Annotated in this window: 21 protein-coding genes; 6 read left to right on the top strand and 15 right to left on the bottom strand. The window is 63.6% G+C overall.

What is annotated here, in order from left to right:
* Window positions 1-27 precede the first annotated feature (27 nt).
* The 8 genes from P5W98_RS25240 to P5W98_RS25205 all read right to left on the bottom strand — a co-directional run bounded on the left by P5W98_RS25240 (window position 28) and on the right by P5W98_RS25205 (window position 6,818).
* On the bottom strand, window positions 28-723 hold the full coding sequence (locus P5W98_RS25240) for an ABC transporter permease (protein ID WP_421027501.1): 696 nt from the start codon (window positions 721-723) through the stop codon (window positions 28-30).
* 12 nt (window positions 724-735) lie between these two features.
* Entirely contained in the window at window positions 736-1,413 is a 678-nt protein-coding gene (locus P5W98_RS25235) for an ABC transporter permease (protein WP_421027500.1), read from the bottom strand.
* 73 nt (window positions 1,414-1,486) lie between these two features.
* Window positions 1,487-2,266, bottom strand: coding sequence for a transporter substrate-binding domain-containing protein (locus tag P5W98_RS25230; protein ID WP_421027499.1), 780 nt, complete (start codon window positions 2,264-2,266; stop codon window positions 1,487-1,489).
* Between the two features lie 31 nt (window positions 2,267-2,297).
* Window positions 2,298-3,095 carry an ABC transporter ATP-binding protein gene (locus P5W98_RS25225; protein ID WP_421028015.1) on the bottom strand — a complete coding sequence of 266 codons (798 nt, stop codon included), beginning with the start codon at window positions 3,093-3,095 and terminating at the stop codon, window positions 2,298-2,300.
* A gap of 76 nt (window positions 3,096-3,171) precedes the next feature.
* Entirely contained in the window at window positions 3,172-4,602 is a 1,431-nt protein-coding gene (locus P5W98_RS25220) for an aldehyde dehydrogenase family protein (RefSeq protein WP_421027498.1), read from the bottom strand.
* A complete protein-coding gene (locus P5W98_RS25215; protein WP_421027497.1) occupies window positions 4,599-5,678 on the bottom strand; it encodes a homoserine dehydrogenase in 1,080 nt (359 codons plus the stop codon). Before P5W98_RS25215 ends, P5W98_RS25220 begins: the two co-directional genes overlap by 4 nt.
* Window positions 5,679-5,827: 149 nt before the next feature.
* The gene (locus P5W98_RS25210; protein ID WP_421027496.1) at window positions 5,828-6,325 is read right to left on the bottom strand and encodes an Lrp/AsnC family transcriptional regulator; all 498 of its coding nucleotides are present in this window, start codon (window positions 6,323-6,325) and stop codon (window positions 5,828-5,830) included.
* Window positions 6,326-6,356: 31 nt separating this feature from the next.
* A complete protein-coding gene (locus P5W98_RS25205) occupies window positions 6,357-6,818 on the bottom strand; it encodes a hypothetical protein (protein WP_421027495.1) in 462 nt (153 codons plus the stop codon).
* Window positions 6,819-7,368: 550 nt separating this feature from the next.
* Here P5W98_RS25205 and P5W98_RS25200 point away from each other — a divergent pair.
* Window positions 7,369-8,448: a DMT family transporter gene (locus tag P5W98_RS25200; protein ID WP_421027494.1), complete on the top strand. Its 1,080-nt coding sequence runs from the start codon at window positions 7,369-7,371 to the stop codon at window positions 8,446-8,448.
* Window positions 8,449-8,453: 5 nt separating this feature from the next.
* Window positions 8,454-8,744: a hypothetical protein gene (locus tag P5W98_RS25195; RefSeq protein WP_421027493.1), complete on the top strand. Its 291-nt coding sequence runs from the start codon at window positions 8,454-8,456 to the stop codon at window positions 8,742-8,744.
* A 134-nt stretch (window positions 8,745-8,878) separates the two neighbouring features.
* Here P5W98_RS25195 and P5W98_RS25190 read toward each other — a convergent pair whose 3' ends face one another.
* Together P5W98_RS25190 and P5W98_RS25185 are read right to left on the bottom strand one after the other, a co-directional pair.
* Window positions 8,879-9,463: a helix-turn-helix domain-containing protein gene (locus P5W98_RS25190; protein WP_421028014.1), complete on the bottom strand. Its 585-nt coding sequence runs from the start codon at window positions 9,461-9,463 to the stop codon at window positions 8,879-8,881.
* Between the two features lie 61 nt (window positions 9,464-9,524).
* The gene (locus P5W98_RS25185) at window positions 9,525-11,465 is read right to left on the bottom strand and encodes a PAS domain-containing protein (RefSeq protein WP_421027492.1); all 1,941 of its coding nucleotides are present in this window, start codon (window positions 11,463-11,465) and stop codon (window positions 9,525-9,527) included.
* Between the two features lie 102 nt (window positions 11,466-11,567).
* Here P5W98_RS25185 and P5W98_RS25180 point away from each other — a divergent pair, with 102 nt between their 5' ends.
* Entirely contained in the window at window positions 11,568-13,352 is a 1,785-nt protein-coding gene (locus P5W98_RS25180) for a histidine kinase (RefSeq protein ID WP_421027491.1), read from the top strand.
* A gap of 35 nt (window positions 13,353-13,387) precedes the next feature.
* On the opposite strand, the gene narL is transcribed toward P5W98_RS25180, so the two are convergent.
* The 5 genes from narL to P5W98_RS25155 all read right to left on the bottom strand — a co-directional run bounded on the left by narL (window position 13,388) and on the right by P5W98_RS25155 (window position 18,806).
* A complete protein-coding gene (gene narL, locus P5W98_RS25175) occupies window positions 13,388-14,047 on the bottom strand; it encodes a two-component system response regulator NarL (protein ID WP_421027490.1) in 660 nt (219 codons plus the stop codon).
* A 189-nt stretch (window positions 14,048-14,236) separates the two neighbouring features.
* Window positions 14,237-14,839, bottom strand: a complete 603-nt coding sequence (locus tag P5W98_RS25170) for a dimethylamine monooxygenase subunit DmmA family protein (protein ID WP_421027489.1) — start codon at window positions 14,837-14,839, stop codon at window positions 14,237-14,239.
* 27 nt (window positions 14,840-14,866) lie between these two features.
* A complete protein-coding gene (locus tag P5W98_RS25165) occupies window positions 14,867-16,543 on the bottom strand; it encodes an APC family permease (RefSeq protein WP_421027488.1) in 1,677 nt (558 codons plus the stop codon).
* 149 nt (window positions 16,544-16,692) lie between these two features.
* Window positions 16,693-17,817, bottom strand: coding sequence for a heme-dependent oxidative N-demethylase family protein (locus tag P5W98_RS25160; protein WP_421027487.1), 1,125 nt, complete (start codon window positions 17,815-17,817; stop codon window positions 16,693-16,695).
* 23 nt (window positions 17,818-17,840) lie between these two features.
* Window positions 17,841-18,806 carry a PDR/VanB family oxidoreductase gene (locus P5W98_RS25155; protein WP_421027486.1) on the bottom strand — a complete coding sequence of 322 codons (966 nt, stop codon included), beginning with the start codon at window positions 18,804-18,806 and terminating at the stop codon, window positions 17,841-17,843.
* A 393-nt stretch (window positions 18,807-19,199) separates the two neighbouring features.
* On the opposite strand from P5W98_RS25155, the gene P5W98_RS25150 reads away from it, so the two are divergent.
* From P5W98_RS25150 to P5W98_RS25140, 3 genes are all read left to right on the top strand, one after another.
* Window positions 19,200-20,312 carry an aminomethyltransferase family protein gene (locus P5W98_RS25150; RefSeq protein ID WP_421027485.1) on the top strand — a complete coding sequence of 371 codons (1,113 nt, stop codon included), beginning with the start codon at window positions 19,200-19,202 and terminating at the stop codon, window positions 20,310-20,312.
* 65 nt (window positions 20,313-20,377) lie between these two features.
* The gene (locus P5W98_RS25145) at window positions 20,378-22,570 is read left to right on the top strand and encodes an FAD-dependent oxidoreductase (RefSeq protein ID WP_421027484.1); all 2,193 of its coding nucleotides are present in this window, start codon (window positions 20,378-20,380) and stop codon (window positions 22,568-22,570) included.
* Between the two features lie 196 nt (window positions 22,571-22,766).
* On the top strand, window positions 22,767-24,998 hold the full coding sequence (locus P5W98_RS25140; RefSeq protein WP_421027483.1) for a heterodisulfide reductase-related iron-sulfur binding cluster: 2,232 nt from the start codon (window positions 22,767-22,769) through the stop codon (window positions 24,996-24,998).
* Window positions 24,999-25,025: the final 27 nt, after the last annotated feature.

Genomic DNA, 25,025 nt, shown 5'->3' with positions numbered 1-25,025 from the left:
GTTATGCTTTGTCGATTCGTCGCTACGCTAGACGCGCACGTTTGAAAGATGCCGGTTCAAGATGCCTTCCGCCCGCTTCAATACACTCGCCAGAATCGCGGTTATGCCGACGTACACGACGCCAGCGAGCATCAGTGCATCGGTGGTGTAGGTTTCGACCGAGATGCGCCGGGCCACACCGGTGAGATCGAGCACGGTAATCGTGCTCGCGAGCGCGGTCGACTTGAGTTGCAGCACGATCTCGTTGCCGAGCGTCGGCGCGACAATGCCGATCGCCCGTGGCACGACAACGCACCACGTCAACATGAAGCGGCTCATCCCGAACGCAAGCGCCGCTTCCTTCTCGCCGGCCGGGACGCCCGCGATCCCGCCACGAATGTCTTCGGCCATGTACGCGGAAAGATTCAACGTCAGCGCGCACAATGCACAAGAAAACGAGCCTCCAAAAAAGAGCCACAACGGCGAGGCGCGGACAAACGCAAATTGCGCGAGGCCGTAATACATCACGAAGATTTGCACGAGCAGCGGCGTGCCCCGGAACACCGACAGGAAAAGACGGCTGGGCGTGGACAGCCAGCGGCTCTCAGACGTGCGCGCGACCGCAAGCGGCACGGCAAGCACAAACGCAAGTGCGCACGACAGGATCAGTAGCTGAACCGTCACCCACACACCGCGCACGATGTCCGGGCCCGATTGTGTCATCAGGGAAAGAACTTCATTCATGGCTGAACCTGTTCAGGTGCGTTTCGCATAGCCCCGGCCCGCGATGCGTTCGAGCCACGCAAATGCGGGATTGGAGACGGCGAGAAAGCCGAAATAGATAACACCCACCGTCAAGTAAAAGATAAACGGCTGTTTGGTGAACTGCGCCGCGATGTTGGCCTTTCTAAGCATGTCTTCGAGTCCGACGATTGAGACGAGCGACGTGTCCTTGAGGAGGTTCTGCCACATGTTGTTCAGGCTGGGCAAACAGATCCGCCACGCCTGTGGCAACCGCACGAACCACAGCGTTTGCAGCGGCGTCATCCCATACGCGCGCGCCGCCTCGATCTGCCCGGCCGGCACCGCCAGAAAAGCACCCCGAAACATCTCCGACGAATACGCGCCAAAGACCACCGCGAGCGCAAGCACGCCCGCGGAGAACGGGCTTATGACAATCGCGCCGTCGAACTGCGTATTGAGCACATGCGACAACCCGAAGTAGCAGATCAGCAGAATCAGAAACTCAGGGATACCACGCAGGAAGTTGGTGACTGCATAGCTCGCGCTGCGCAGCCAGCGCACGCTCGACAGCTTCGCCGACGCGCCGGCGATGCCAAGCAGCATGCCGAGCCCCAGCGCGGCGACCGCGAGTTCCAGCGTGACGAGCGCGCCCGCCGCAAGCTGGGCGCCGTAATTGAGCAATATGTCCATCGTGGTCGGTTCCGTGAAATACGCGCTGTGTGCGCGCGCCGCTACTCTGCGGCCGCGCGCGCCGGATGCGAGCCTATTGCGGTGCGATGCTGAAAGGGAAATAGCGTTTGTTTACTGTCGAGAATGTCCCGTCGGCCTGTACCTGCGCGATGCCCTTGTCGAACTGGGCCTTCAGCGGCGCGTCACCCTTGCGCACGGCGATAGCCGTGCCATCGCCGAAAATTTCCGCATCGGTTACCGGCTTGCCGACGAAATCGAAGCCCTCTTTTCTACCGGTTTTCGTGAGCCAGTCGTAAGCTACCGTGTTGTCTGCGAGCACCGCGTCAATGCGCCCGGCTTCCAGATCGAGCCAGGCTTCGTCGAGCGTCTGATAGACCTTGGCGTTGACGCCGGACTGAACCGGAGGCAAACGGCGGCGCAGCCAGGATTCGTGCGTCGAGGCGGTCTGCACGCCGATCGTCTTTCCCCTGAGCGTGGCCGGGCTGTCCGTGATACCCGAACCTTGCCTGGCGACGAATTGCACCGGCGCCGTCGTGAAGATACGGGTGAAGTCGACCGACTGCTCGCGCTCCGGAGTCTTCGACATCTGGGCAAGCACCGCGTCGATCTGCTTCGCCTTGAGTGCCGGTATCAGCGCATCGAAATCCATCGTTATCCACTGGCACTTGACCTTCATGTCCTCGCACATCTTCTTGCCGATGTCGATCTCCATGCCCTGCAACTTGCCGGACGCGTCCTTGTATTCAAACGGTGCGTAGTCAGCGAGCGTGCCAACGCGCACCACCTGCTCGGCATGCGCGACGGACCCCAGCAATGCCGCGCCCACGCACAGCGATTGAAGCAGTTTCTTCATGATTTCCCCTCCGGTTGGCGATGGTTTTGCATCAGATGATGCTGGACAGAAACTTCTGGAATCGCGGCGACTTCTGCATTGCGAAGACTTCGTCTGGACTACCATCTTCTTCGATGCGTCCCTGATGGACGAATACGACGCGATTGGCCACTTCGCGCGCAAAGCCCATTTCGTGCGTGACGACCAGCATGGTGCGGCCCTCATCAGCAAGCGAGCGCATGACCTTCAGCACTTCACCGACCAGCTCCGGATCGAGCGCAGACGTTGGCTCGTCGAAGAGCATGACCTCCGGGTCCGTGGCGAGCGCGCGCGCAATCGCGACACGTTGTTGCTGGCCGCCTGACAGCTGGTTAGGGTAGTGCTCGCACTTGCCCGCGAGACCCACGCGTTCGAGCATCGCTATGGCTTTGTCGCGCGCGTCGCGCTTTGGCACACCCAGCACGCGCACCGGCACGAACATCACGTTTTGCAGAACCGTCATGTGTGCCCACAAGTTGAACTGCTGGAAAACCATCGCGAGCTTGCGACGTACACGCATGACCTGCCTGGGATCGGCAGCGGCAAGCGCGCCGCTCTTGCCTGCCGGCTTCAGGGTGAGCGCCTCGCCATTCACGGAGATCCGGCCGCGGTCGGGCGTCTCCAGCAGGTTGATACACCGGAGGAAGGTGCTCTTGCCTGATCCGCTGCTGCCAAGAATCGACACGACCTCGTGGTTTCGGGCGGTCAACGAGATGCCCTTCAACACCTCAACGCCATCAAACGACTTATGAATATCCTCGACAACCAGCACGTCGGCCGCTGGTTTGCATGCAGGCATTGCTGCTGGCATTCCCGACTCCCTCTTTGATACGTTGCACATTGCCCAGGGCGTGCGGCGCCGGCGCGTCGAGCGCCGGCGCCTCGCGTCAACTCGACAGCACGCGGTTGCGCCTGAAGCAGACCACCTTTGGCTGCGTCATTTCCTTCATTGCAAAACGCACGCCCTCGCGTCCCAGCGACCCGTACTTGAAGCCGCCGAACGGCATGCCGTCGAAGCGATAGTCCGAGGAATCGTTGATCATCACGCCGCCCGCCTGCAGCCGCTCGGCCACGCCAAGCGCGATCTCGAGCCGGCTTGTGAACACGCCCGCGTGGAGACTGCTTTCAGTCGCGTTCGCAGCATCTAGCGCCTGCTCCAAGTCGGAGAATTTCGCGATCGATACAACGGGTGCAAACACTTCGTCGGCCCACACGCGGGCATCACACGGGACGTCGACCAGCACAGTGGGCTCGTACATCGCGCCGCAACGTCGATGGCCAGTCAATACCTTTGCGCCGCTGGAGATGGCGTCGTCAACCCAGCGTTCGATCCTGGCCGCCTGATCCTCGGCGATCATCGGGCCCATATCCGTCGCCTCGTCGAGCGGATCGCCGACCACCATCTTGCGGGTCAATTCAACGACGTAACGAACGAAAGGCTCATACGCCGCTTCAGCCACGAAGATGCGCTGGGTGCCGACGCAATTCTGTCCCGCGGCCCAGAACGCACCGGACACACACGACTCGGCGGCGTGCTTCAGGTCGCAGTCGGCCATGACGATCACCGGAGCGTTGCCGCCGAGGTCCATCGCGATTTTCTTGAGGCCAGCCTCACGCGTGATGGCCTCACCGGTCGTCGGGCCACCCGTGAACGTCACCATGCGAATCCGCTTGTCCCGCACCAACGTAGACGCGACCTCCGCGCCACCGTGCACGATCTGTAGCGCATCCCGCGACGCTCCCGCCTCCCACAGAATCTCGACGAGCGCCTGCGCAGACAACGGCGCCAGCAACGACGGTTTCAGGATCACGCTATTTCCGGTAGCGATTGCCGGCCCGAGCTTGTGCGCGACCAGGTTCAGCGGGTCGTTGAACGGCGTAATAGCCAGAATCACGCCAAGCGGCTCCAGCGTGTAATAGCCGCTGCGATCCTCCGATCCCGGCCAGGAGTCGAACGGAATCGTTTCGCCCACCAGCCGCTTCGCTTCTTCACCGGAAAGGCGCAGCGTGTTCGCACAACGTGCGACCTCCTTGCGGGCCTGCCGGAGCGGTTTGCCCGCTTCAAGCGAAATCGTGCGGGCAAGCCCTTCTGCACGCGCTTCGACAAGCGCGGCCGCGCGGGACAAGATCTCGAACCGTTGGCTTCTCGCCAGAGCACCCGCCACGCTCGCGCCCAGCAGCGCGCGCTCCACAATGGCCGGTACCGACTCGACCGGTGACAGACGGACTGTCCCTACGACGGTTCCGTCGTAGGGCGACAGGACGTTGCTCACGCCACGCGGCTCCAGATCCGTGGTCACTGCATCGCGCGCGCTCATGCAATCACCTCTTGCGCGGTTGCGTTGATGTGGTCGCGCAGTTCGATGAGGTCCGACAGGATCGCGAACGCGGTCTCCTCGCGGCCCGCTCCGGGACCGCTGATCGTCACACTGCCGAGCACGTCGGTGTCGAAAGTGATGGCGTTCGTCACACCACTCGCGGCACGCAGCGGATGACCTGCTGGCAGCTTGCGCGGCTCGACGGTTGCAGTCACAGTACCGTCCGGCTGCCGGGCCGCCGAACCGATCAACCGCCAGGACAGGCCTTCAGCCGCCGCGGCACGCACCGCATCCGCGGTCAATTCAACGATGCCGCGACAGCTCACGTCGGCTCGCGTCAAGCCCGCGTTCCACAGCGTGTTCGCGAGGATCACGACCTTCAACTGCACGTCCGAGCCGCTCAGGTCTGCCGCCGGATTCGCCTCCGCATAACCGCGGTGCTGTGCCTCCTTGATCGCCGTATCGAAGCTCGCGCCGGCCTCGACCTCCCCGAGCACGAAGTTCGACGTGCCGTTCAGAATGCCCGTGAAGCCACGCACATCGCAGCCACGAAGCGTCGTCGAGAGCTGGCGCAACACCGGAGTACCGCTCATTACCGTACCTTCGTATTTAAGGCATGCGCCCGACTTGGCGGCGATCCGCGCCAGATCTATTTGCGCGAGTGCGATCGGCCCCTTGTTAGTCGTGATGACGTGCTTGCCGCATTCGAGCGCGGTGCGGCAGTGTGTCAGCGCGGGCTCGCCCGTATTGGGATCGGTGCAGGTTGCCTCGACGACGACATCGACGTGCTCCGACGCAATGGCCTTGAGAACGGCATTGAGATTGACCTCGCGCGACACCAGCGTGCCGGGGTCGCGGCGCAGCGCTTCAGCATCGACGCCGCGCCGCGCAGTTTCGTCGAGCACGTCCAGAGCGATGCCTCGCGGATTCGTTGCAATGCCGAGCCGCAGGTCTGCGATCATCGTCACGGAAAGATCGAGCCCCTCGGCCAACAGCATCGCACGCTTTTTCTTCAGCAAATCGACGAGTCCCTGACTGACTCCGCCGAAGCCGACCAGTGCCAATTTGAGTTCCATTTCTTTCATCTCCTGTCGGTGAAATCAGGAACTAGTTTAGTTATACGAAGTGTTGATCAAATTAGGCGTTTTGGCCTGAATCGAACATGCTCGTTTGCGGTTCGTTATGCGCGACGGCCGGACCGGCCGTCTCTCATGACACGCCGTGATTAGCCCGTGGGTGAGTCCTCGTCGGACTCCCTGTCAACCGGGACAAACAGCCCCACCTTGATCGAACTCAGCACGACATTGGTATTGATACGGCGGATCATGGGATTGCCTTGCATGATCCTCGCGGTCAGTCGGTCGTATGCCTCGACGTCGGACGCCGTAATAATTGCGATCAAATCGACGGCGCCCGTCACGTAGTAAATCTGCTGGACCTCATCCTGCGACTTTGCCCATTCGCGGAACTTCGCAACCGTCTCGTAGTTTTCCCGTTCGATTTCCATCGCCGCGATAAAGGTCATCGGGCGGCCGACAGCCGCTCGATCGACTACCGCGATTTCCGCGGAAATGATCCTTTCGGTACGCATCCGCTTCAGGCGTTTTTGCACAGCGGACGTGGACAAGCCGATACGGTCTGCGATGGCGTCAGCTGTCGCAGAGCAGTCCCGCTGGACGATGTTCAGGATCTTGCGGTCAAAAGCGTCGAGTGCGTCGGTCATAGCGTGGCCTGGCAGGCGAAATGCGTAAAATTCAGAGGTAGAACGGGCGCGTCGACTTGAGTCCGACAAGATGCCGGATGCGATCGAACGCGTTGATGAGCGCCGCTCGCCACAGCACCGCCGGCCCGCCAATCCGGACCGGGACGAAATGGATCGTATCCACTCCCCCTGGAATGCGAAATGGGCGTTCAATGCCGTCGTCCGATTCGGTCACGAGTGCGGTGCCGTCGATCGCGGTGAGGCTCATCAGCAGATACGCCGATCCATTCTTGTCGCCCAGCCCGAGCAGCGGCGCCACAATCGTGGGGAGTTGCTCGAGCAGCGGCAACTCGTATGCGCCGGGCCACCACGTGTCGCGCTCGTCCAGCCACGGGCCCACGCCTGGCATCCCCACCATCTCGAGCGTCCGGTCCACCCCGAGATGGGCGTAGGCGCGGCACCGCCCTGTCTCATCGTCCGGTGAGGCGGCGAGCCAGTTGCTTTCGTGCTCCATGCAATTCGTCAAACTGACGTTCGCGGGCTTCAGCGTGCCGAACGCTGCCTCTACCCGCGCAGACGATATTTCCCCAACATCTTTCTGCGCCTCGCTGGGCACGATCTGGCACACCCACTTCGGTCCATCCTGCAACAAGGCAGGCGCATTGCCAAACCGAACCTGTGCGGCTCGCCAGCGGGCGCGTTCTACGATAACGAATGGCGTATCCGGCATACAACTCTCTCAATGCTTGTGCAATCGCGCCGCAACCTTGCCCGCGCGCTTCGCGGTTCTACAGAAGGACCGCGGCTGGGAGAAATCATATCGCCCGGCAGCGTTGAAAAAAATCTCAGTTTCGCTGAATCCATATGAAAACCGGACATAATTTATGCAACGGCGACGAATTTCATCGACATACGGGAGGCCTAAAGCGCTACCAAAATGGTGGTATTGCTAACTCCTTACAGTAGCGGTTTAAATCGGGCTTACCGATTTGGTCCGTTTCGAGAGCCAACGGACTCTCGCTGCCGAACATCCCTTCCTGAGTTACAGCAACGGAATTTCCCCTATGCAAGCCGTAGCACTCGAACAAGCGCTCAAGCGGCACTATGCGCGCAATCAGCGCTGGGGATTCATCTGGGCCATCTGGATGGCCGTGCTATGGGGCGCGTGGTATGTGCCCGGCACAGCGCTCTGGTTCGAGCACCCGTATGTCGACATTCCAGCCAACGCCACCGCATTGCGCCTGACGGCTACCGCTGTCATGACCTGGGTGCACGCAATCGGCGTATTCGTGTGGTTGCTGCTCTGGAATGGCACGCTCGGCAAGATCAGGGATTACGGGCGCACCATGGTCCGTTTCCGGCGCATTTCGAAATGGTATGCACTCGCTTCGCTATGCGGCGGGCCGATGGCCATTTTCGGCTCATACATGGCGATGACTTATGCCGGTCCCGTCTTCGCCGCCATCAGTTCGCTGCTTTTTCCCGTCGTCGGGACCGTGATCGCGGCGCTCTGGTTCAAGGAGCGCATTACGAGGCGAGCCGCGCTCGGCATGAGCATCGTCATTCTCGGCGGTCTGGCCGTGTATGGCCCCGGCCTGTTCGGGCAATTGCAATCGACGCAATCGGATGCATGGCTGGGCTACGCCGGCGGCATCATGTCGGCGCTCGGCTGGGGCGCCGAGGGGGCCGTGGCCGCGCGTGCCATGGACGTGAGCGACCCCGATGTCGGCATTCAGTGCCGGTTCTCGTTCGAGGTTTTCTTCTGGGGCCTGCTGATTCTCCCGGCGCTCACGTTCTTCACCGATATTCCCGTCGCCAGACTGCTGGTCGACACGCTCGCGAACGGCCGCGCGTTGCTGTGGATTTTCCTCGCGGCTTCGACGCATGCCTATTGCTACACGAGCTGGTACAAGGCGACGTCTCTGATCGGGGTGAGCCGCACGGGCGGAATCGGCAATCTCTATGCGATGCTCGCACTCATTTTCATTGCGTGCTTCACCTTGCAATTGCCGGCCTGGTATTTCCTGATCGGTCTGGCGTTGTCGATTACCGGCAGCTTCGTGATGTTCGGCGAATCCGCCGAATCGGTTGCTTCGTTGCGCGATGTGACGAGCGGCAATCAGGCAATGGTCGAAGCGGAGTGATGCACATGAGACTTCATCAAAAGGGCTTCCTGCTCGATCAGATCAGCCGCATGACGCACGCCTGGGACTATGAACTCGTCGAGAAGGCACTGAGCGAGTACGGCGCATCGGGCCGCTACGCAATCAACGCGGTTCGTGTCGCGCTTGACGAACTGGCGGCGGGCGGCCTGCTCCAACGTCTCGAAGAGAAGCTCGACGACGGCACGCATCTGGGTGCCGGCAAGGTGCTGTTCCGCTATCGGCTCACCGATTTCGGCCGTGCGCGCATGCGCGATACAGGTCTATTGACGCAATGAGGGCGCGAGGCGATGAATGAATTTTGGGGTTATGCGCACGCGGATACGTTGGCCGTGGCGATTATCGCCGGCCTCAGTCTGCTGAGTCTCATTTGCGCGCTTCGCTTCGTGAAGCATTATTGAGCGATCCATGCTCAGAAGTCTGAGCCGGCCGTGTGCCCATACATGATGATGGTGATGAAACGAATCGGCAGCTTGATCAGGCGCTCGGGTCCATGCGGCACCGATCCGCGAAACGTGAAGGCGTCGCCCGGCTGCAGCAGATAGCTGCGATTGCCGTGCCGGTACTCCATCTTGCCCTGCAGCATGTAGATGAACTCCGTGCCCGGATGCTCGAACGTCGGGAAGATCTCGGACTCGTCGTCCATCGTAATGAGGAACGGCTCGAACAGCTTGGCCGGCCCCTGGTCGTACGCCAGCAGGTGATAGGTGTGCCCTTTGGTCGTGCCGCGCCGGACCACCTCCATGCCCTTGCCCGCCTTCACGTGCTGCGCGGTGCCCTCCTGGCCTTCGAAATTACGGAACAGCGTGGACATCGAGATACCCAGCGCGCGCGCGAGGCTCACCATCGACTCGAGGCTCGTGGATACCTGGCCGTTCTCGATCTTCGACACCATGCTGCGTGAGAGCCCGCTCTGTTCGGCGAGCTCGGCAATCGTGAGCCCCTGATTCGTGCGGTTTTCGCGCACGACCTTGCCGATGAAATGTTCGATCGACATCGAGTGATCGGGCGCCTCCCCTGCGGCCGTTGGCGCGTCTGCCTCGGCCCGCTCAACCTGCTCAACCCGCTTCGTCATTTGCCTGTCCCTGTTGGTTTGGCATATCCAGATTGCCTGACGCGCCCGGCGTGTGGCCGTTGTCCGTGGCCTCACCCGCCGCGAGCGCCGTGTCGATCATATCGAGCGCGTTCGGGAATTCGCTCTGCGCGAGCGCCCAGCCCACCTGTGCCATGACACGGAATTCGTGTCCCTCGACGCGCAACGGCCGGCCCACCATCGCGCGCAAGCTTTCGGCGACAAGCTCCATGGCCGCCGTGCTGTTTTCCGCCGCGAGCGCCGCCACCTGAGCCGCGCACTCGCACCAGTCGAGCGCCGGCGTCGAGAAGTCGGTGAGCATGATCGAAAAATCCTGCTTGTCGAGCAATGTCGCGCCATTGAGGTCGCTCTGGATCGCCTGCAGGCGCCGGCCCAGCTGCACCAGCACGCGATCTGCGTACTCCGGGCCGAAACGTCCGGTCACCTCGTCGAAGTTGATCACGTGGATGGCAAACACCGCGCACGGCTGCGCGTTGCGGCGCGCACAAGCGAGGGCGAAATTCAGCCGGTCCATGAACATCGCCGAATTGGTGAGGCCCGTGGAACGGTCGAACACCAGGCGGCGGCGCGCGCTCTCTTCGGCGAGCTGGCGCCGCGTCACCTCGATGATGAAGCCTTCGAGACCGAGCAGCTCGTTGCGCGCGGAGAAAATACCGCGCCCCTGGTCCCATACCCACTTGGTCTGGCCCGCGCGGTCGACAATACGGTAAGTCATCTCATAGGGCTCGCCCACCGCCACGCGCGCCTGAATTTCATTCCAGACGAACTCGCGGTCCTCGGGATGAATGAGCGAAACGAACTTCATGAGCGATTCGTCGAGCAGCTCGTTGGCTTCATAGCCGGTCAGCTCGAAGCAGCCCTCGCTCACGAACTCCATCGACCACAGGCGATTGTTCTGTCCGCGATAGATCATCGCGCGCACGTTGGCGAGCAACATGCGCAGGCTGCGGCGGCTCGCGTGCAGCGCTTCCTCGTTGCGCCGGCTGTTCGACACGTCGAGCGCGAGACCCACCGCGCCGATCAGGTGTCCTTCCTGATCCGCCACCGCCTGGCAGCGAAGTTCGACATGAAACATGGTTTCGTCGGCGCGGATCATGCGCACGACCGTGATGAGCTCGCTGATATGGCCGTCGAGCAGCGTCGTGAGCCGCGCGGTCAGCATCGCGCGGTCTTCGGGATGCACGAAGCCGGCAAGCGGAGGAACATCGCCACCGCCGCCGACGATACGCAGCATGCTGCGCCATGCGGGATTCACGAAGATGAGGTTCTGCTCGCGGTCGATGCGAAAGAGCGCCTGCGGCAGCTGCGCGACCACGTCCTGGCAGTGCTGCTGGATCTGCGCCTCGCTGCGCTGCGCCTCGGCGCTCGCGTAAGGCGCGGGAAACTGCAGGAGCGTCAGGCGCGAACCCCGGCCGCGCAGCACGGTGACGGGATGGCGCCGGAACGTGCCGTCACCATACGCGAGGCGCAACGAACCCGAAGTGCGCTCGTCATCGACGCCGGTTTGCGCGAGCAGCTTCGTCAGCTCCAGCAGCGACTGCGGATGCACCAGATTGCCGAACGGCATGCCGACGATCTCGTCGACATGATGTTCCCAGCGCGCGTGCTTCAGAAAAGCGCCGTTGACGAACACCAGCGCGTCATTGTCGAGCAGTACCGCGGGCGTGGAGAGATTTTCCGCGAACGCAGTGAGCTCGGGCGCCGCGGAGCTGCGCATGCCGCGCTTGACTGCCCGCTTCGCGCCAAACGTGAAAGCGAGCCCGAGCAGCCCGCTTGCCAGCGCGAGCGCGAAGGCAATGGCGATATAAAGCAGCACGTCGGCGCCCTGGCCCGGACCGAGTCTTGGCAGCACCAGCCCCACGACAAGCACCAGCAGCGTGGTGGAAAACAGATACACTGTCATCATGCATTGGCCTCGCGAATCCGCAATTCGGGCGCCGCAATTGCGTAGCCGTTACGTTGCAAAAGAACGGCGCCCGTCAGTTCCTTCTTCGCTACTTGTCTCCAGATGAATGCCGCCGACCGCGCCTGGTTGCGCCGTTATCCGCTCTACGCGAAGACCTGTGTCGTCCTCGCGTGCCTCGTCGCGCTCATCGCGCTGCTGTTCGTCTGCACGCGCGTCCAGCTCGACAACAAGGCCCTCTACGAACAGGCCGCCGTTTCGCTCGCCGATGCTGCCAGGCTGCGCCGCATCGCAACGAGCATCGCGGCCTCCGCACCCGATGCCGCGCTCAAGCTCAATGCACACGCCACGTCGCTCGTACGCAACGATACTTTGTTGACGCACTGGCGGCAACGGGGCGCGCCCACGCCGCTCATCGCCACGCAATTGCAAACGCTCGCGGGCGAGCACGCAGCCCCGGACATGCTCGATGCCCTGCGTATCGAGATCGACCGCCAGGGCGATGCGCTCGAAGCCGTCATCACGCTGCTCGAAGCCTGCACCGCCGCACTGCTGTTCGCGGGCATCTTCGCGCTGGCATGGGGCGCGCGGCGCGCGCTCGTGCTGCGCCCTGCGCTGCCCCTGCACATGCTCAACCAGGTCGGCCACGAAGTGCCCGCGGGACGCGACGAGATCGATCGCCTGATCACGGTGCTCAACGGGCTGGTCGCGCGACTGCGTAGCGAGCAGGATGAATCGGCCCGGCTCAAGCGTATCGTCGAGGACCATATTGCCTTTGCGGACCAGTCGCTCGATCTGCTGCATTATATCTGCGCCCAGCTCGCCGAAGACGCTCCCACGGGGGGTACGCTCGAAGCGCTGCTGCAACGTCTCGTCGGCATCCTGCGCGTGCAGCGCATCGCGCTCGTGCTCTCCGAGCCTTCGGCGCAGCTGCTTGGCGTCGATACCATCGTGGCGCCCGCCGATCTTGCACCGCACATCGTGCGCGAGCGCGTCGTGAACGAGCTGATGTCGCTTTCCGGCGTGCGCTCGCTGCCGCACAGCCAGTCGGACGAATTGCTGACGATCCTCGCGGCGCCGGTACGCGTGCCATCGGGCACCTATGGCGTGCTGATCTGCGAAAGCGACACCGACACGCGCAGCGAGCAGCGCCATCTGCATCTGCTGGAGACCATCGCGAGCGTGCTTGCGCAGGCCATCTCCAACCTGAGCCGGGACGTGCGCGACCGGCGCATGACGCTGCTGGAAGAGCGCAACGCCATCGCGCGCGAACTCCACGACTCGCTCGCGCAATCGCTCTCGTACATGAAAATCCAGCTCGCGCGGCTGCAGGCCGTGCTGCCCGAGGAGCTGTCGCACAGCGACGTCGGCCAGATCGCGCGGGCGATCCGCGAAGGGATCGACAGCGCCTATCGGCAGTTGCGCGAGTTGCTCACCACGTTCCGCACCTCGGTGCACGCGCGCGGACTCGCGGCGACGCTCGAGGAAGTCGCTGAAGAGCTGTCCTCGCGCAGCGAGGTGCAGATCTCGGTCGACAACCGCATCCGCCGCGTGCGCCTCACGGTCAACGAGGAGCTGCATATCGGGCAGATCGTGCGCGAAGCGCTCACCAACGTCGTGCGCCACGCGCGCGCATCGAGCGCGCTCGTGACGCTCTCGTCGACCGAGCGCGAAGTTACCGTGTCCATCGAAGACGATGGCCGCGGCATCGTCACGGAATCGGGCGGCGAGCACCATTACGGGCTCTCGATCATGCGCGAGCGCTCGCGCAGCCTCGGCGGCAAGCTTGAGATCCGCTCGAACGAGCCGGGCTCGCGCATCGTGGTGACCTTCGTGCCGGCCTCGTTCGCGCAGCAGGCACGCATCGGCACGGGCAGCACCACCCGCTAGCCAGCGCGGCCGGCGGGTTTCAGCCGCCTGCGCGCTCAGCTGCCTGAAACGAAACGCCGCCCGACGTGCTCACGGTGCCACACGACCGCCTCGAGCCGTGAATGCAGGTCGAGCTTGTGCAGCACATGTTTGACATGCACCTTGACCGTGCCGACGCTGATGTCGAGCTTGCGCGCAATCGCCTTGTTGCAGAGCCCCTCGACGAGGTAGTCGAGCACTTCCTGCTCGCGCGCCGAGAGCAGCGTCTCGCTCGCGCGGAACGACTGGCTGCCCGAGAGCGCCTGGACCAGGTTGCCGGTTGCGGCCTCGCTGAGCACGGCGGTGCCTTTCAACACCTTCTGCAAATTCACGCACAGCTCCTCGGGCTCCATGTCCTTGAGCAGATAGCCGTGCGCTCCGGCACGCAGCGCGGCCACCACGTCCCGTTCGTTATCGGAGACGGTGAGCATGACAAGGCGTGCCTTCACACCCTGGTCGCGCAGCAAGGCAATGGTCTCGATGCCGCTCATCTCCGGCATGTTCAGATCGACCAGCATCACGTCCGGTTCAAGCTCCAGCGCCATCGCCACGCCTTCGCGCCCCGAGCCCGCCTCGCCAACGACGCGAAAGGCCGGGTTCATCTCGATGAGCTGCGCCACACCGCGCCGGAATAGCGCGTGGTCGTCGACGAGAAGCACTGTGGTAAGTGATTCCATACCCTTTCCTCCTGCATGACGGCACAAGGCCGAACGCCTCCAGTATGGCGCGCGCCTGCAATACGGCAATCTGCAAGAGGGGATTCCACTTTGGGGGTAGCGTGGAGAAAGGGACGGAGTACGAACTGGAATGAAAAAGGGCTCATGCGGTAGCGCGCATGAGCCCGGGCACACGCAATGTCGACGCTGCTACAAATAAGCGTGCTCGACAGCAGGAATCTCTCCAGGCACCTCGGCGTCGGCCTGCACGCCCATGAACGCCGCCAGCCGCCGCGAGAAGTGATCGCGCACGAACAGCTTCCGGCCGCATCCGCCGCACGGCGTCACGTTGGCTGTCACATCTTCGTTCATCGAGCGGCAGTGAATGCAATACACGCGTCGCCGGAGGCTGCCGCTATGCTCCGCCCTCACCGCCTCGGGCGCGATACCGGCGCGCTCCGCGATCTGCCGCACCGACCCGATGAAAGGCTCGGTGCCGAGCGCATAGAGCCGAATTCCCACCTGCGCACCGCGCAGCGCCTCACCCAGCGCGCCCAGCAACTCGCCCTCTTCATCGAAGCGCCGCGCCACCGCATGCGGCAACACGCAAACACTGCCAGCACCCGCGTGCGCCAGGTCCTCGTCGACGGACCAGACCTCGAGCGGCGCCGTGCCCAGCGTGCTCAAGGCCTTCAGCACGCGGACGCGATCCTCCGCGGTGGCGCCCGCAGTCAGGAGCCAGTGCTGCGTGCCCAGCGGATCGGCTTCGAGCGCCGCGTACACCGGGCGGCTCATGATCGGCGAAGTCATCATCGAAAGCTCCCTCCGTTGGTACGAGTGTCAGTAGACCGCGATCGCATGGGTGATCCAGATCACCGCGATGCCGGCCACAACGGTCACGTAAGGCAGAATCCCGGCGCGCTTGGCGACCTTGCCGTTGCCGAGCAGCTCCATGTCCTCTTTCATCGTGTCCGGGAAATGCCCCTTGTCGGTCACGTAGTGGCGGAACATGAACACCGGCAGGATCAGCGCGGCGAAGACCAGGCCCGACACCAGCGTGCCCGCGCCCCACGTATCCGCACCCATGCCGAGCAGCGCGAGATTGACGAACGAGAACAGCGTGCCCAGCACGATCAGCCAGTTGGGTGCGCGGAACGGCCGTACCCAGTCCTTGCGGTCGAGCCGGTGAATCCACGCGGAATTCAGGTTCAGGAAGTTGAAGATGATGTAGCCGACGTTGGCAATCGCGAGCACGAACACATAATCCGACATCAGCAGCAGGATCAGGTTGAAGCAGAGGTCGGTCCACATGGCGCGCGTGGGCGCGCCATGTTCGTTTACATGCGAGAGGTACTTCGGCAGCCAGCCGTCCACCGAGGCCTGATACAGCGTGCGCGAGGAGCCCGCCATCGAGGTCATGATCGCCAGCACGAGTGCGAGCACCAGCATCACCACGAGCACGCGCTCGACCAGCAAGCCGCCGTGGATCATCGGCGCCATGGCCTTGGCCACGCCCATGCCGCTGTAGATGTCCGGCGAGAGGATGCCGCTGTAGACCGCGGGCGTCACCACGTTGCCAGCGGCGTCCTTGACGTCGGGCGTCACCAGATGGCCGAGGCCGAGCACGCCCTGGAACGAAAGCGGCACCACGGTGAAAACGAAAATGCACAGGAGACCGGAATACAGGATGGCCTTGAAGGTGTCGCGCTTCGGATCGCGGAATTCACGCGTGTAGCAAACGGCCGTCTCGAACCCGTAGGTCGACCACGCCGCCACGAAAAGCCCGCCCGCCATCAGCGTGATGCCCGCCATGTTCCACGTGCCGTCGATGATCTGCCCGCCGGCGTCCTTTGCCAGCGGCACGAGTGGAAACAGGTTGTGCGCGGCCACGTCGCCGGTGAAGAGCGGCACCATGCCGACGAGAATCAGCGGCACCAGCGCCGCCACGCCCAGGATGGTCTGGATGCGCGCCGCGTTCATGATGCCGCGGTGCTGGATCGCGAACGTGATGAGCAGGATCGCCGCGCCCAGTATGAAGGTCGCGTTGATGCGCAGGCTCAGTCCCGAGCGCAGCCAGTCGAGGCTCACGAGCGTGATCTGCCAGGTGTTGATGGCGGAGTCCGCGGGAAAGAGGATCGACAGCACGTAGCCCGCCGCGAGCCCCGAGCCGATCGCAAGCACGGGCGACCACGCGAACCAGTTGCACCAGACCGAAAGCGGCGCGAACAGCTTCGAATAGCGTACCCATGCAATGGCGCCGTAGACCGACGCGCCGCCCGATTTGTGCGGAAAGAGCCCGGCAATCTCCGCATACGAAAACGACTGGATGAAGCCAAGGCCGATCGAGATGATCCAGACAGCCCATGAAAGCTTGCCCACGGTTGCCGCAATCGAGCCGATCGAGAACAGCACCAGCGCGGGCACTCCGCTAGCTACCCAGAATGCGCCGGTCCAACTGATCTTGCGTTGTAACGAACCCTCCGGTTCGACAACGAGTTCTTCGGAAATCGTATTCATATGTCTCTTCCTTTCTCTGATGAGGGACCGCTGGGCGGCGGCCGGAATACGGCTATGTGGAGATGCGACCGCCGCCGCGCCGCGCATCGAAAACCAGCGCCGCTTGAAGCTCGGCGCCGGACACGGCACGCGACACGACCACGAAGGACTCAGGATCCGGCGAAACTCGGCCGGGTGTGGGACTCGTCAAGGGGCGGACTAACGGGCGGGCTCAAGCGCTCGACCTCGGCTTGGGTGCCGGGCGTGGTTGGCGCCCCATCGTCGAACTGCGCGAGCCACTGCCGCGCCGTGTCGCGATAGCGCACGAGCCCCTTGTATTCGGACAACTCCTGCGGCAGCGTGGTCAACACGCGATGCAGGCGCTTGCCCCATTTGGGCACGCGAGCGAGTTCCTCGAGGCTGATCAGATAACAGCGCACGCAGAACAGGATCGCGTTGCTGCGCGGCAGCCTGAACAGCGTCTGAAGCTCCACGCGCAAATGCAGCTTGCCGCCGACGTTCTCGGGCGTGATGCTCGCACGGTCAGGGCCCCACTCGGGGTAATGCTCGGGCGAGGTGTCCAGACGCGGATTGACGGTCATCGTCCAGTTCAGGCGGCGCACCGGCGCACCTGATTGCAGGCGCAACAAGAATTTCAGCGCGCGCTCGAAAATGCCGGCCTGATGCGCGAGCGGCACGGGACCGTGCCACTCCATGAAGCTCATGCCGAGGTCGAAATCGAGCGACCAGTCCGCCTGGGTCGTCACCATGCCGCCGTCCATGAACAGGTTGTCGTCGCGATGATCGAGCAGGACGAAATCGCCCTGCGCCTGGCGCGTGATGTACTCGAGCGGCGGACACGGCAGCGTGTCGGCGTCACCGAACACGAACGACTGCGTGAGCCCGAGCGGACGGTTCGTCCACGTCCACCGCGCCCTGTCTTCCCCATCGCGCTCGAGCTGGAAATACTCGGGGTAATCGCGCGCAAGGCTTTCCATGATGAGTTCGAGCGTGTCCCACTGAGCGGTGTCCATGTGGTCCAGCACCTGGCAGCGCAAGGGGTCGGTTTCGAGCGTGAGCGCGCGGTCGCGGCATTCGGCAACGTAATGCTCGTCGATGTCGAACGCGGCCCGAAACACCGTGCCGGGCTCGCCGCTCGTATGCGGCTCGATGTTCACCGAATACATGTAGCGGTCTTCCGGGAACGGAAACGGAAAACGCAGGATCGCTGCTTCGCTGTTGCGATACGCGTAGGCGTCGCGAAACGACTCGTCGGGCTTGAAGGCGATGGACATGGCGTTGGGCTCTCTCGTTTTCGTCAGATGTTCAGCACGAGACGCGCGCTGCGCGCACGCGACACGCAAGGCAGCACGTTGCAGTTCGTGGCGCGTTCGGCGGCGCTCTGGAAGAAGTCGCGATGCTCCGGCTCGCCTTCCAGCACTTCGAGCGAGCAGGTGCCGCACGCGCCGCCCCGGCACATATAGGGGGCGTCGATGCCCGCCGCTTCCAGGGCTTCGAGCAGGCTCTGGTCGGCGCCTACCGCCACCTCGCGGCCGCTCTTTGCGAGCACCGCGACGAACGGCTCGCCGTGCGATGCACCGCCAAAGCTCTCCTGGTGAAAGTGGCTTTCGGGCCAGCCGCGCGCCCGCGCGACCTGTGCGAGCCCTTCCATCAAACCCACCGGTCCGCACGTATAGAGATGCGTGCCGGGCGGCTGCGCAGCCAACAAGGAACCAAAGCGCGTTTCGACATCCTGCAAGTCGGTGTAGATGGCGACACCGCCCACGATGCGCTCGGCAATCAGCGCCTCGAGCGCTTCGGCGTCCTCCGGGCGGCAGCACAGATGCATCTCCACGCGCGCGCCGCTTGCGGCCAGCTCTGGCAGCATCGAAAGAAACGGCGTGATGCCGATCCCGCCCGCAACGATCACATGCTTCGTCGCGCGCCGCGCGAGCGGAAAGAAGTTCGACGGCATCGAAATTTCAAGCTCGCTGCCTTCCTTCACCTGGGCATGCATGAATGCCGAGCCGCCGCGCGAGGCAGGCACGCGCCGCACCATGATCTGATATGCGTCGCGCGCGCCCGCCGCCCTCGTCAGCGAGTAAGCGTTGCGCCAGGTACGCGCTTCGCCTCGCATGGTCACGACGACATGGCTGCCGGCGGAATACGCCGGCAGGGAGCCGCCTTGCGCGGGCACGAGCGTGAAGCGCCGAATATCGGCCGTAATGCTCTCCACACGTTCGACGCGTACTGGTATCGCCTTGGGTCCGTTTAATCCGTTCATGCCGGTTGATCCCTCATCGTGGCTCCGAATCTGTACGAACAGAATCGACGAGCCAAAAAGGGAGGGCAATGATTCATTGGGGGTAGCCCCCGCGCTACGCCCAGGAGGGTGCATCCGGACGGGCGCCATGTGGCCGAATGTCCGTCAGGCGGGCTTCACAGCCCCATATGCCTATATGCGCGCTTACACGACAAGGCATGTTGCGGCGCATTTGAAAGCTTCGCGCGGCGCATCGAAGTAGCGCGCCTACCCACTCGGAGGTAGCGCCACGGGGCGATTGTGACGCCGATTTTAACGAAGGAGACTGATTGCCATCCAGCGGCCCTGGTCCATGCCTACCGGTCCGGACTCGTCGGCCTTTATTCACGCAAGGTTCAACCTCGGGAAAACGCTATGACAAGGCAATCAATTCTGAATATCCGCCATCGCGAACTGGGCTCGAAGCTGGACGGCGATATGTGGAACGACATGCCGCTGCCCTGGTACTACAACAGCGACCCGAACGACGAAGTGGTCGCGGTGCGCTCGACAGCGGGCCTCTACGATATCAGCGCGCTGAACATCCTGCGCGTGAGCGGCCCCGATGCCGGCGCCGTGATCGACAGCATCTGCGCCATCGACGTCACGAAGATGAAGCCCGGCACCGCGCGTCTGGCGGCGGAAGTCGACGAGCGCGGCGTCGTGTGCGACGACCTGATGGTGATCTACGACGCGCCGAATCAATACCGCATCTCGCACGGCGGCGGCACGACCCAGGAGCATCTGCGCCGCGCCGCGCAGGGCCGCAACGTCGAGTGGCATCAGGACTTCGACGTGCACATGCTGTCGCTGCAAGGCCCGCGCGCCGCGGCCATCCTCCAGCCGCATATCGGCATCGATCTCGCGAAGCTGCCGTATTTCGCGCACGTCGAAACTCAACTGTTCGACCGCAAGATCATCATCTCGCGCGGCGGCTACTCCGGCGAGCAGGGCTTCGAAGTCTCGTGCAGCGCGAGCGACGCCATTGCGCTATGGGACGCCATTCTCGAAGCGGGCAAGCCGCTCGGCATCGTGCCGGCCTCGTGGACCTCGCTCGAGCTTGCGCGCATCGAAGCCGCCCTGCTCTTCTACCCCTTCGACATGCCCGAGGGCGACGTCACCCCGTGGGAGCTGAACCTCGACTGGATGATCGACGTCGAGAAGCCCGGCGACTACATCGGCAAGGCGGCGCTGCTCAACGCGCGCGGCAAGGAGCGCTTCAAGCAGGCCGGCGTGCTCGTGAAGCACGACGGCGCGGTGAGCGCGGGCGCGAAGATCTTCATCGGCAAGGAGCAGGTTGGCGTTGTCACGAGCGCGACGTTCAGCCGGTATCTGATGCAGTCGCTCGCGATGGTGCACCTGAAGCCCTCGCATACGGCGCTCGGCACCAAGGTGGAGATTCACGACGCCGCGGGCACTTTCACCGGCACCGTCACCCGCACGCCGTTCTATGACCCGCAACGCGTGCGCACGCGCGTAGCGGCCTGATTTTCGACTCAAGTCGACGCAAGCAGCCCCACAAGCACACCAAACACATCAGGAGATACGTCCCCATGTCCCGCGATCCCCGCTATGACGTGCTGTTCGAGCCCATCCAGATCGGCCCGAAGACGTTGCGCAACCGCTTCTATCAAGTCCCGCACTGCATTGGCGCGGGCAGCAATCTGCCCGGCTTCCAGGCCGCACACCGCTCGATGAAGGCCGAAGGCGGGTGGGCTGCAATGAACACCGAATATTGCTCGATCCACCCGGAGTCGGACGACACGCACCGTCTCTCGGCACGCATCTGGGACGAAGGCGACGTGCGCAACCTGCGCGCGATGACCGAGGAAGTCCACAAGTACGGCGCGCTCGCGGGCATCGAAATGTGGTACGGCGGCGCGCACGCGCCCTGCATGGAAAGCCGCGCCACGCCGCGCGGTCCCAGCCAGTACGCTTCGGAGTTCGAAACGCTCACGTACTGCAAGGAGATGGATCTCGACGACATCCGCGATGTGCAGCAATACTATGTCGAAGCGGCCCTGCGCGCACGCGATGCCGGTTTCGACATCGTCTATGTGTACGGCGCGCACTCGTATCTGCCGCTGCAGTTCCTCTCGCCCTACTACAACAAGCGCACCGACGGCTACGGCGGCTCGCTCGAAAACCGCGCACGCTTCTGGCTCGAAACGCTCGAGAAAGTGCGCCGCGCCGTGGGCAGCGACTGTGCCATCGCCACGCGCTTTGCCGTGGACTCGCTCTATGGCGCCGGCGGCGTGGAAGTCGAAAAGGACGGCATGAAGTTCGTCGAAATGGCCGATTCGCTGGTCGACCTCTGGGACGTGGACGTGGGCGACATCGCCGAATGGGGCGAAGACGCGGGCCCCTCGCGCTTCTATCTGCAGGGCCACCAGGTCCCGTGGACCAAGTTCATCAAGCAGGTCTCGAAGAAGCCGGTGCTGGGCGTGGGCCGCTTCACCGATCCGGAGAAGATGACCGAGATCGTCACGAAAGGTTATGCGGACATCATCGGCGCGGCACGTCCTTCGATTGCCGACCCGTTCCTGCCGAAGAAAATCGAGGAAGGCCGCGTCGACGACGTGCGCGTGTGCATCGGCTGCAACGTCTGTATCTCGCGCTGGGAAATCGGCGGCCCGCCGATGATCTGCACGCAGAACGCCACGGCCGGCGAAGAGTATCGCCGCGGCTGGCACCCGGAAAAATTCGAAGAGTGCAAGTCGGAAGACTCGGTGCTCGTGGTGGGTGCGGGTCCGTCGGGCTCGGAGTGCGCGCGCGTGCTGATGCAGCGCGGCTACACGGTCCACCTCGTGGATAGCGCCGAGAAGATCGGCGGCCATCTGAACAGCGTGGTCACGCTGCCGGGCCTCGGCGAATGGGGCTATCACCGCGACTATCGCGAAACGCAGATCACCAAGCTCCTCAAGAAGAACAAGCAGAGCCAGCTCGCGCTCGGCGTGAAGCCGCTTACCGCCGACGACGTGCTCGAGTACGGCGCGGAAAAAGTTGTTATCGCAACCGGTTCGCATTGGGTGACCGACGGCACCAACTGCCTCACGCACGATCCGATCCCCGGCGCCGATGCTTCGCAACCCGATCAATTGACGCCCGAGCAGGTGCTGGGCGGCAAGAAGCCGATCGGCAAGCGTGTCGTGATTCTCAATGCAGACACCTACTTCATGGCGCCGAGCCTCGCCGAAAAGCTCGCGGCGGCTGGCCACGAAGTCACGATCGTGAGCGGCGTGCATCTGGCGAACTACATGCACTTCACGCTCGAGTATCCGAACATGATGCGCCGGCTCCATGAGCTGCATGTGACCGAACTGGGCGACCACTTCGCGAGCCGCATCGAGAAAGGCCGCATCGAGATCTACAACATCTGGGGTGACGGCTCGAAGCGCACCTACCGGGGCGCGGGCCAGCTGCCGCGCGATGCGAACAAGACGCACCGCTGGCTCGAGTTCGACTCGCTCGTGCTCGTCACCGGCCGCCGCTCGAACGACACGCTGTATCGCGAGATCAAGGCGAAGCAGGACCAGTGGGAGAGCAAGGGCATCAAGGGCGTGTACCTGATCGGCGACGCCGAAGCACCGCGCCTGATCGCCGATGCGACCTTCACGGGCCACCGCGTCGCACGCGAGATCGAGGAGTCCAACCCGCAGTTCCCGCTGCCGTACAAGCGCGAAGTGGCCGTCTGGGGCACGCCGCATCTGCCCGAAGGCACTTACCAGATCCACTACAAGAAGTAAGGCGGCACGGTCCCGGCGCACCCTGTGTGAGACCGGGACCCACCCTGCCACCGTAGCCGCCCGCATCGCCGGGCGCCACGGTGCACAGATCCTGCTCAGGCGCGCTCGACGGCCTGGCACGGGCGCGCTTTACCTGAAAAAAAGCGCTGAAAAAAGCGCCCTTCCCCATTCAATAAACGGACGAAACGGACGAGCCATGCAGACCCCAGCGACTTTCGACCCAGCGACCGTCACGCGCATCCTGTTCGAGGGCTTCCCGTCGTTTGCGATCGCGCTGTTCTATCTCATCGGCCTCACGGCGATTGGCGTATTCGCGTGGGGTGTCTATGTCCAGATCCGTAAATACCGGCGCGGGCAGCGCTTGTCGAAATCGTTCGGCAAGATCGACCTGCAGGCGCGCTTCAAGGACATGGTGCGCGTCGTGCTGAGCCACCGCACCGTCGCGCGCCGCGATCCCGCGGCGGGCCGCGCGCACCGGATGATTTTCTACGGCTTCGCGGTGCTGTTTCTCGGCACCGCCACCGTCACCGTCGATTACGACATCACGGCGCGCTTTCTCGGCATTCACTTCTGGAACGGTGACTTCTATCTGCTGTTCAAGCTTGCCATGAACGTGGCGGGCGTCTCCATGATCGCCGGGCTCATCTACATGATGGCGCGCCGCGGCTGGATCAAGCCGCCCAAGCTCGACTACAAGCGTCCCGACCGCCAGCCCGGCGACCCCGACTACGACCGCAGCGGCTACCGTCGCGAAGACTGGGCATTCCTCTGGACGCTCGTGCTGATCGGCGTTACCGGCTTCGTGCTGAGCGGGCTGCGCCTCGTCTGGCTGCAAGATCGCGCCGTGGTGTGGGACACGCGCTGGTGGTCGCCGGTGGCGGCCCTCCTCGCCGAGATCTTCAAGGGCGTGGGCGTGAGCGCTTCGGCCGCCTACGTGATGCGCACCGGCCTCTGGTGGTTCCACGGCCTGCTCGCGCTCACCTTCATCGCGCTGATTCCGTACACCAAGGTCAAGCACATCTTCACGGCCTCGGCCTCGCTGATGATGCGCGATCCGCTCGCCGCGCAGCGCCTGCCGCGCATCGAGGCCGCCGAGGTTGTGGAAGGCGCCGAGGGGGCCGCGGGAGCAAAAGGCGACGCTCAACCCGGCAGCGAGCGCGTGGGCTACAAGACCATCACCGACTTCACCTGGAAGCACCTGCTCAATCTCGACGCCTGCACGAAGTGCGGCCGCTGCCACGAGGCCTGCCCCGCCAACGCCGTGGGCGCGCCGCTCTCGCCGCGCGACGTGATCCTCTCGCTGCGCGAGTTCGCCAACGAGGCCCTGCAAAAGAACACGCTGCCCGACGAGGTGAAGCTCGACGTGCACGGCAAGGGCATCGGCCAGGTGTTCATGGAAACCGTCTGGTCGTGCCGCACTTGCATGGCCTGCGTGGAGATCTGCCCGGTGGCGGTCGAGCACGTGCCCATCATCGTGCAGATGCGCCGCAAGCTCGTCGAGGAAGGCGAGATGGAACCGCAAGTGCAAAAGACGCTGCAGGCGATCCACAAGAATGGCAATTCGTTTAACGAGTCGAAGCGCAAGCGCGCCGCATGGACCAAGCCGCTGCCCTTCCAGATCAAGGACGCGCGCAAGGAGAGCGTCGATCTGCTGTGGTTCGTGGGCGACTATGCCTCATTCGATCCGCGCAACCAGCGCGTGACCCAGGCCTTCGCCACGCTGCTGCATAACGCCGGAGTGGATTTCGGTCTGCTCTACGAGGGCGAGTCGAACGCGGGCAACGACGTGCGCCGCGTGGGCGAGGAAGGGCTCTACGAACTGCTCGCCGAGAACAACATCGCGCTGCTCGGGCAGTCGAACTTCCGCAGCATCGTCACGACCGACCCGCACTCGTACAACACGATCCGCAACGAGTACCCCGACTTCGGCGGCAAGTTCGAGATCGAGCATTACACGAGCCTCGTCGCGCGCATGTTCAGCGAAGGCGTGTTGAAGCCGAAACGCAAGCTCGGCTACCGCGTGACCTTCCATGACCCGTGCCATCTCGGGCGCTTCAACAAGGGCTACGACGCGCCCCGCCAGATTCTCGCGGCGCTCGGCTGCGATCTCGTGGAGATGCCCCGCTCGCGCGACAACTCGTTTTGCTGCGGCGCCGGCGGCGGCCGGATCTGGATGAGCGATCCGGTCGGCAAGGAGAAGCCTTCGCAGAACCGCATGCACGAGGCGGCGCGCATCGATGGACTGGAGGTGTTCGTGGTGTGCTGCCCCAAGGATCTGACGATGTTCGAGGACGCGCTGAAGACGAGCGGCTACGAAGGCAAGTTCGTCGTGCGCGAGCTGATCGAGCTGATCGCCGAAAGCCTCGCGGAACCGGCCAGCGACGATGCGGGCCCGGCTGGCGATGTAGCCGCCATCGCCGCTGCATGAACGCGGCCTGAACGCAAACTGAACGCT

Origin of the sequence: Paraburkholderia sp. A1BS-2L (genome assembly GCF_051125205.1) — a bacterium.
Taxonomy (GTDB): domain Bacteria; phylum Pseudomonadota; class Gammaproteobacteria; order Burkholderiales; family Burkholderiaceae; genus Paraburkholderia.
Note: the sequence above shows the minus strand (reverse complement) of the source record. Positions and strands in the feature narration are given on the sequence as shown.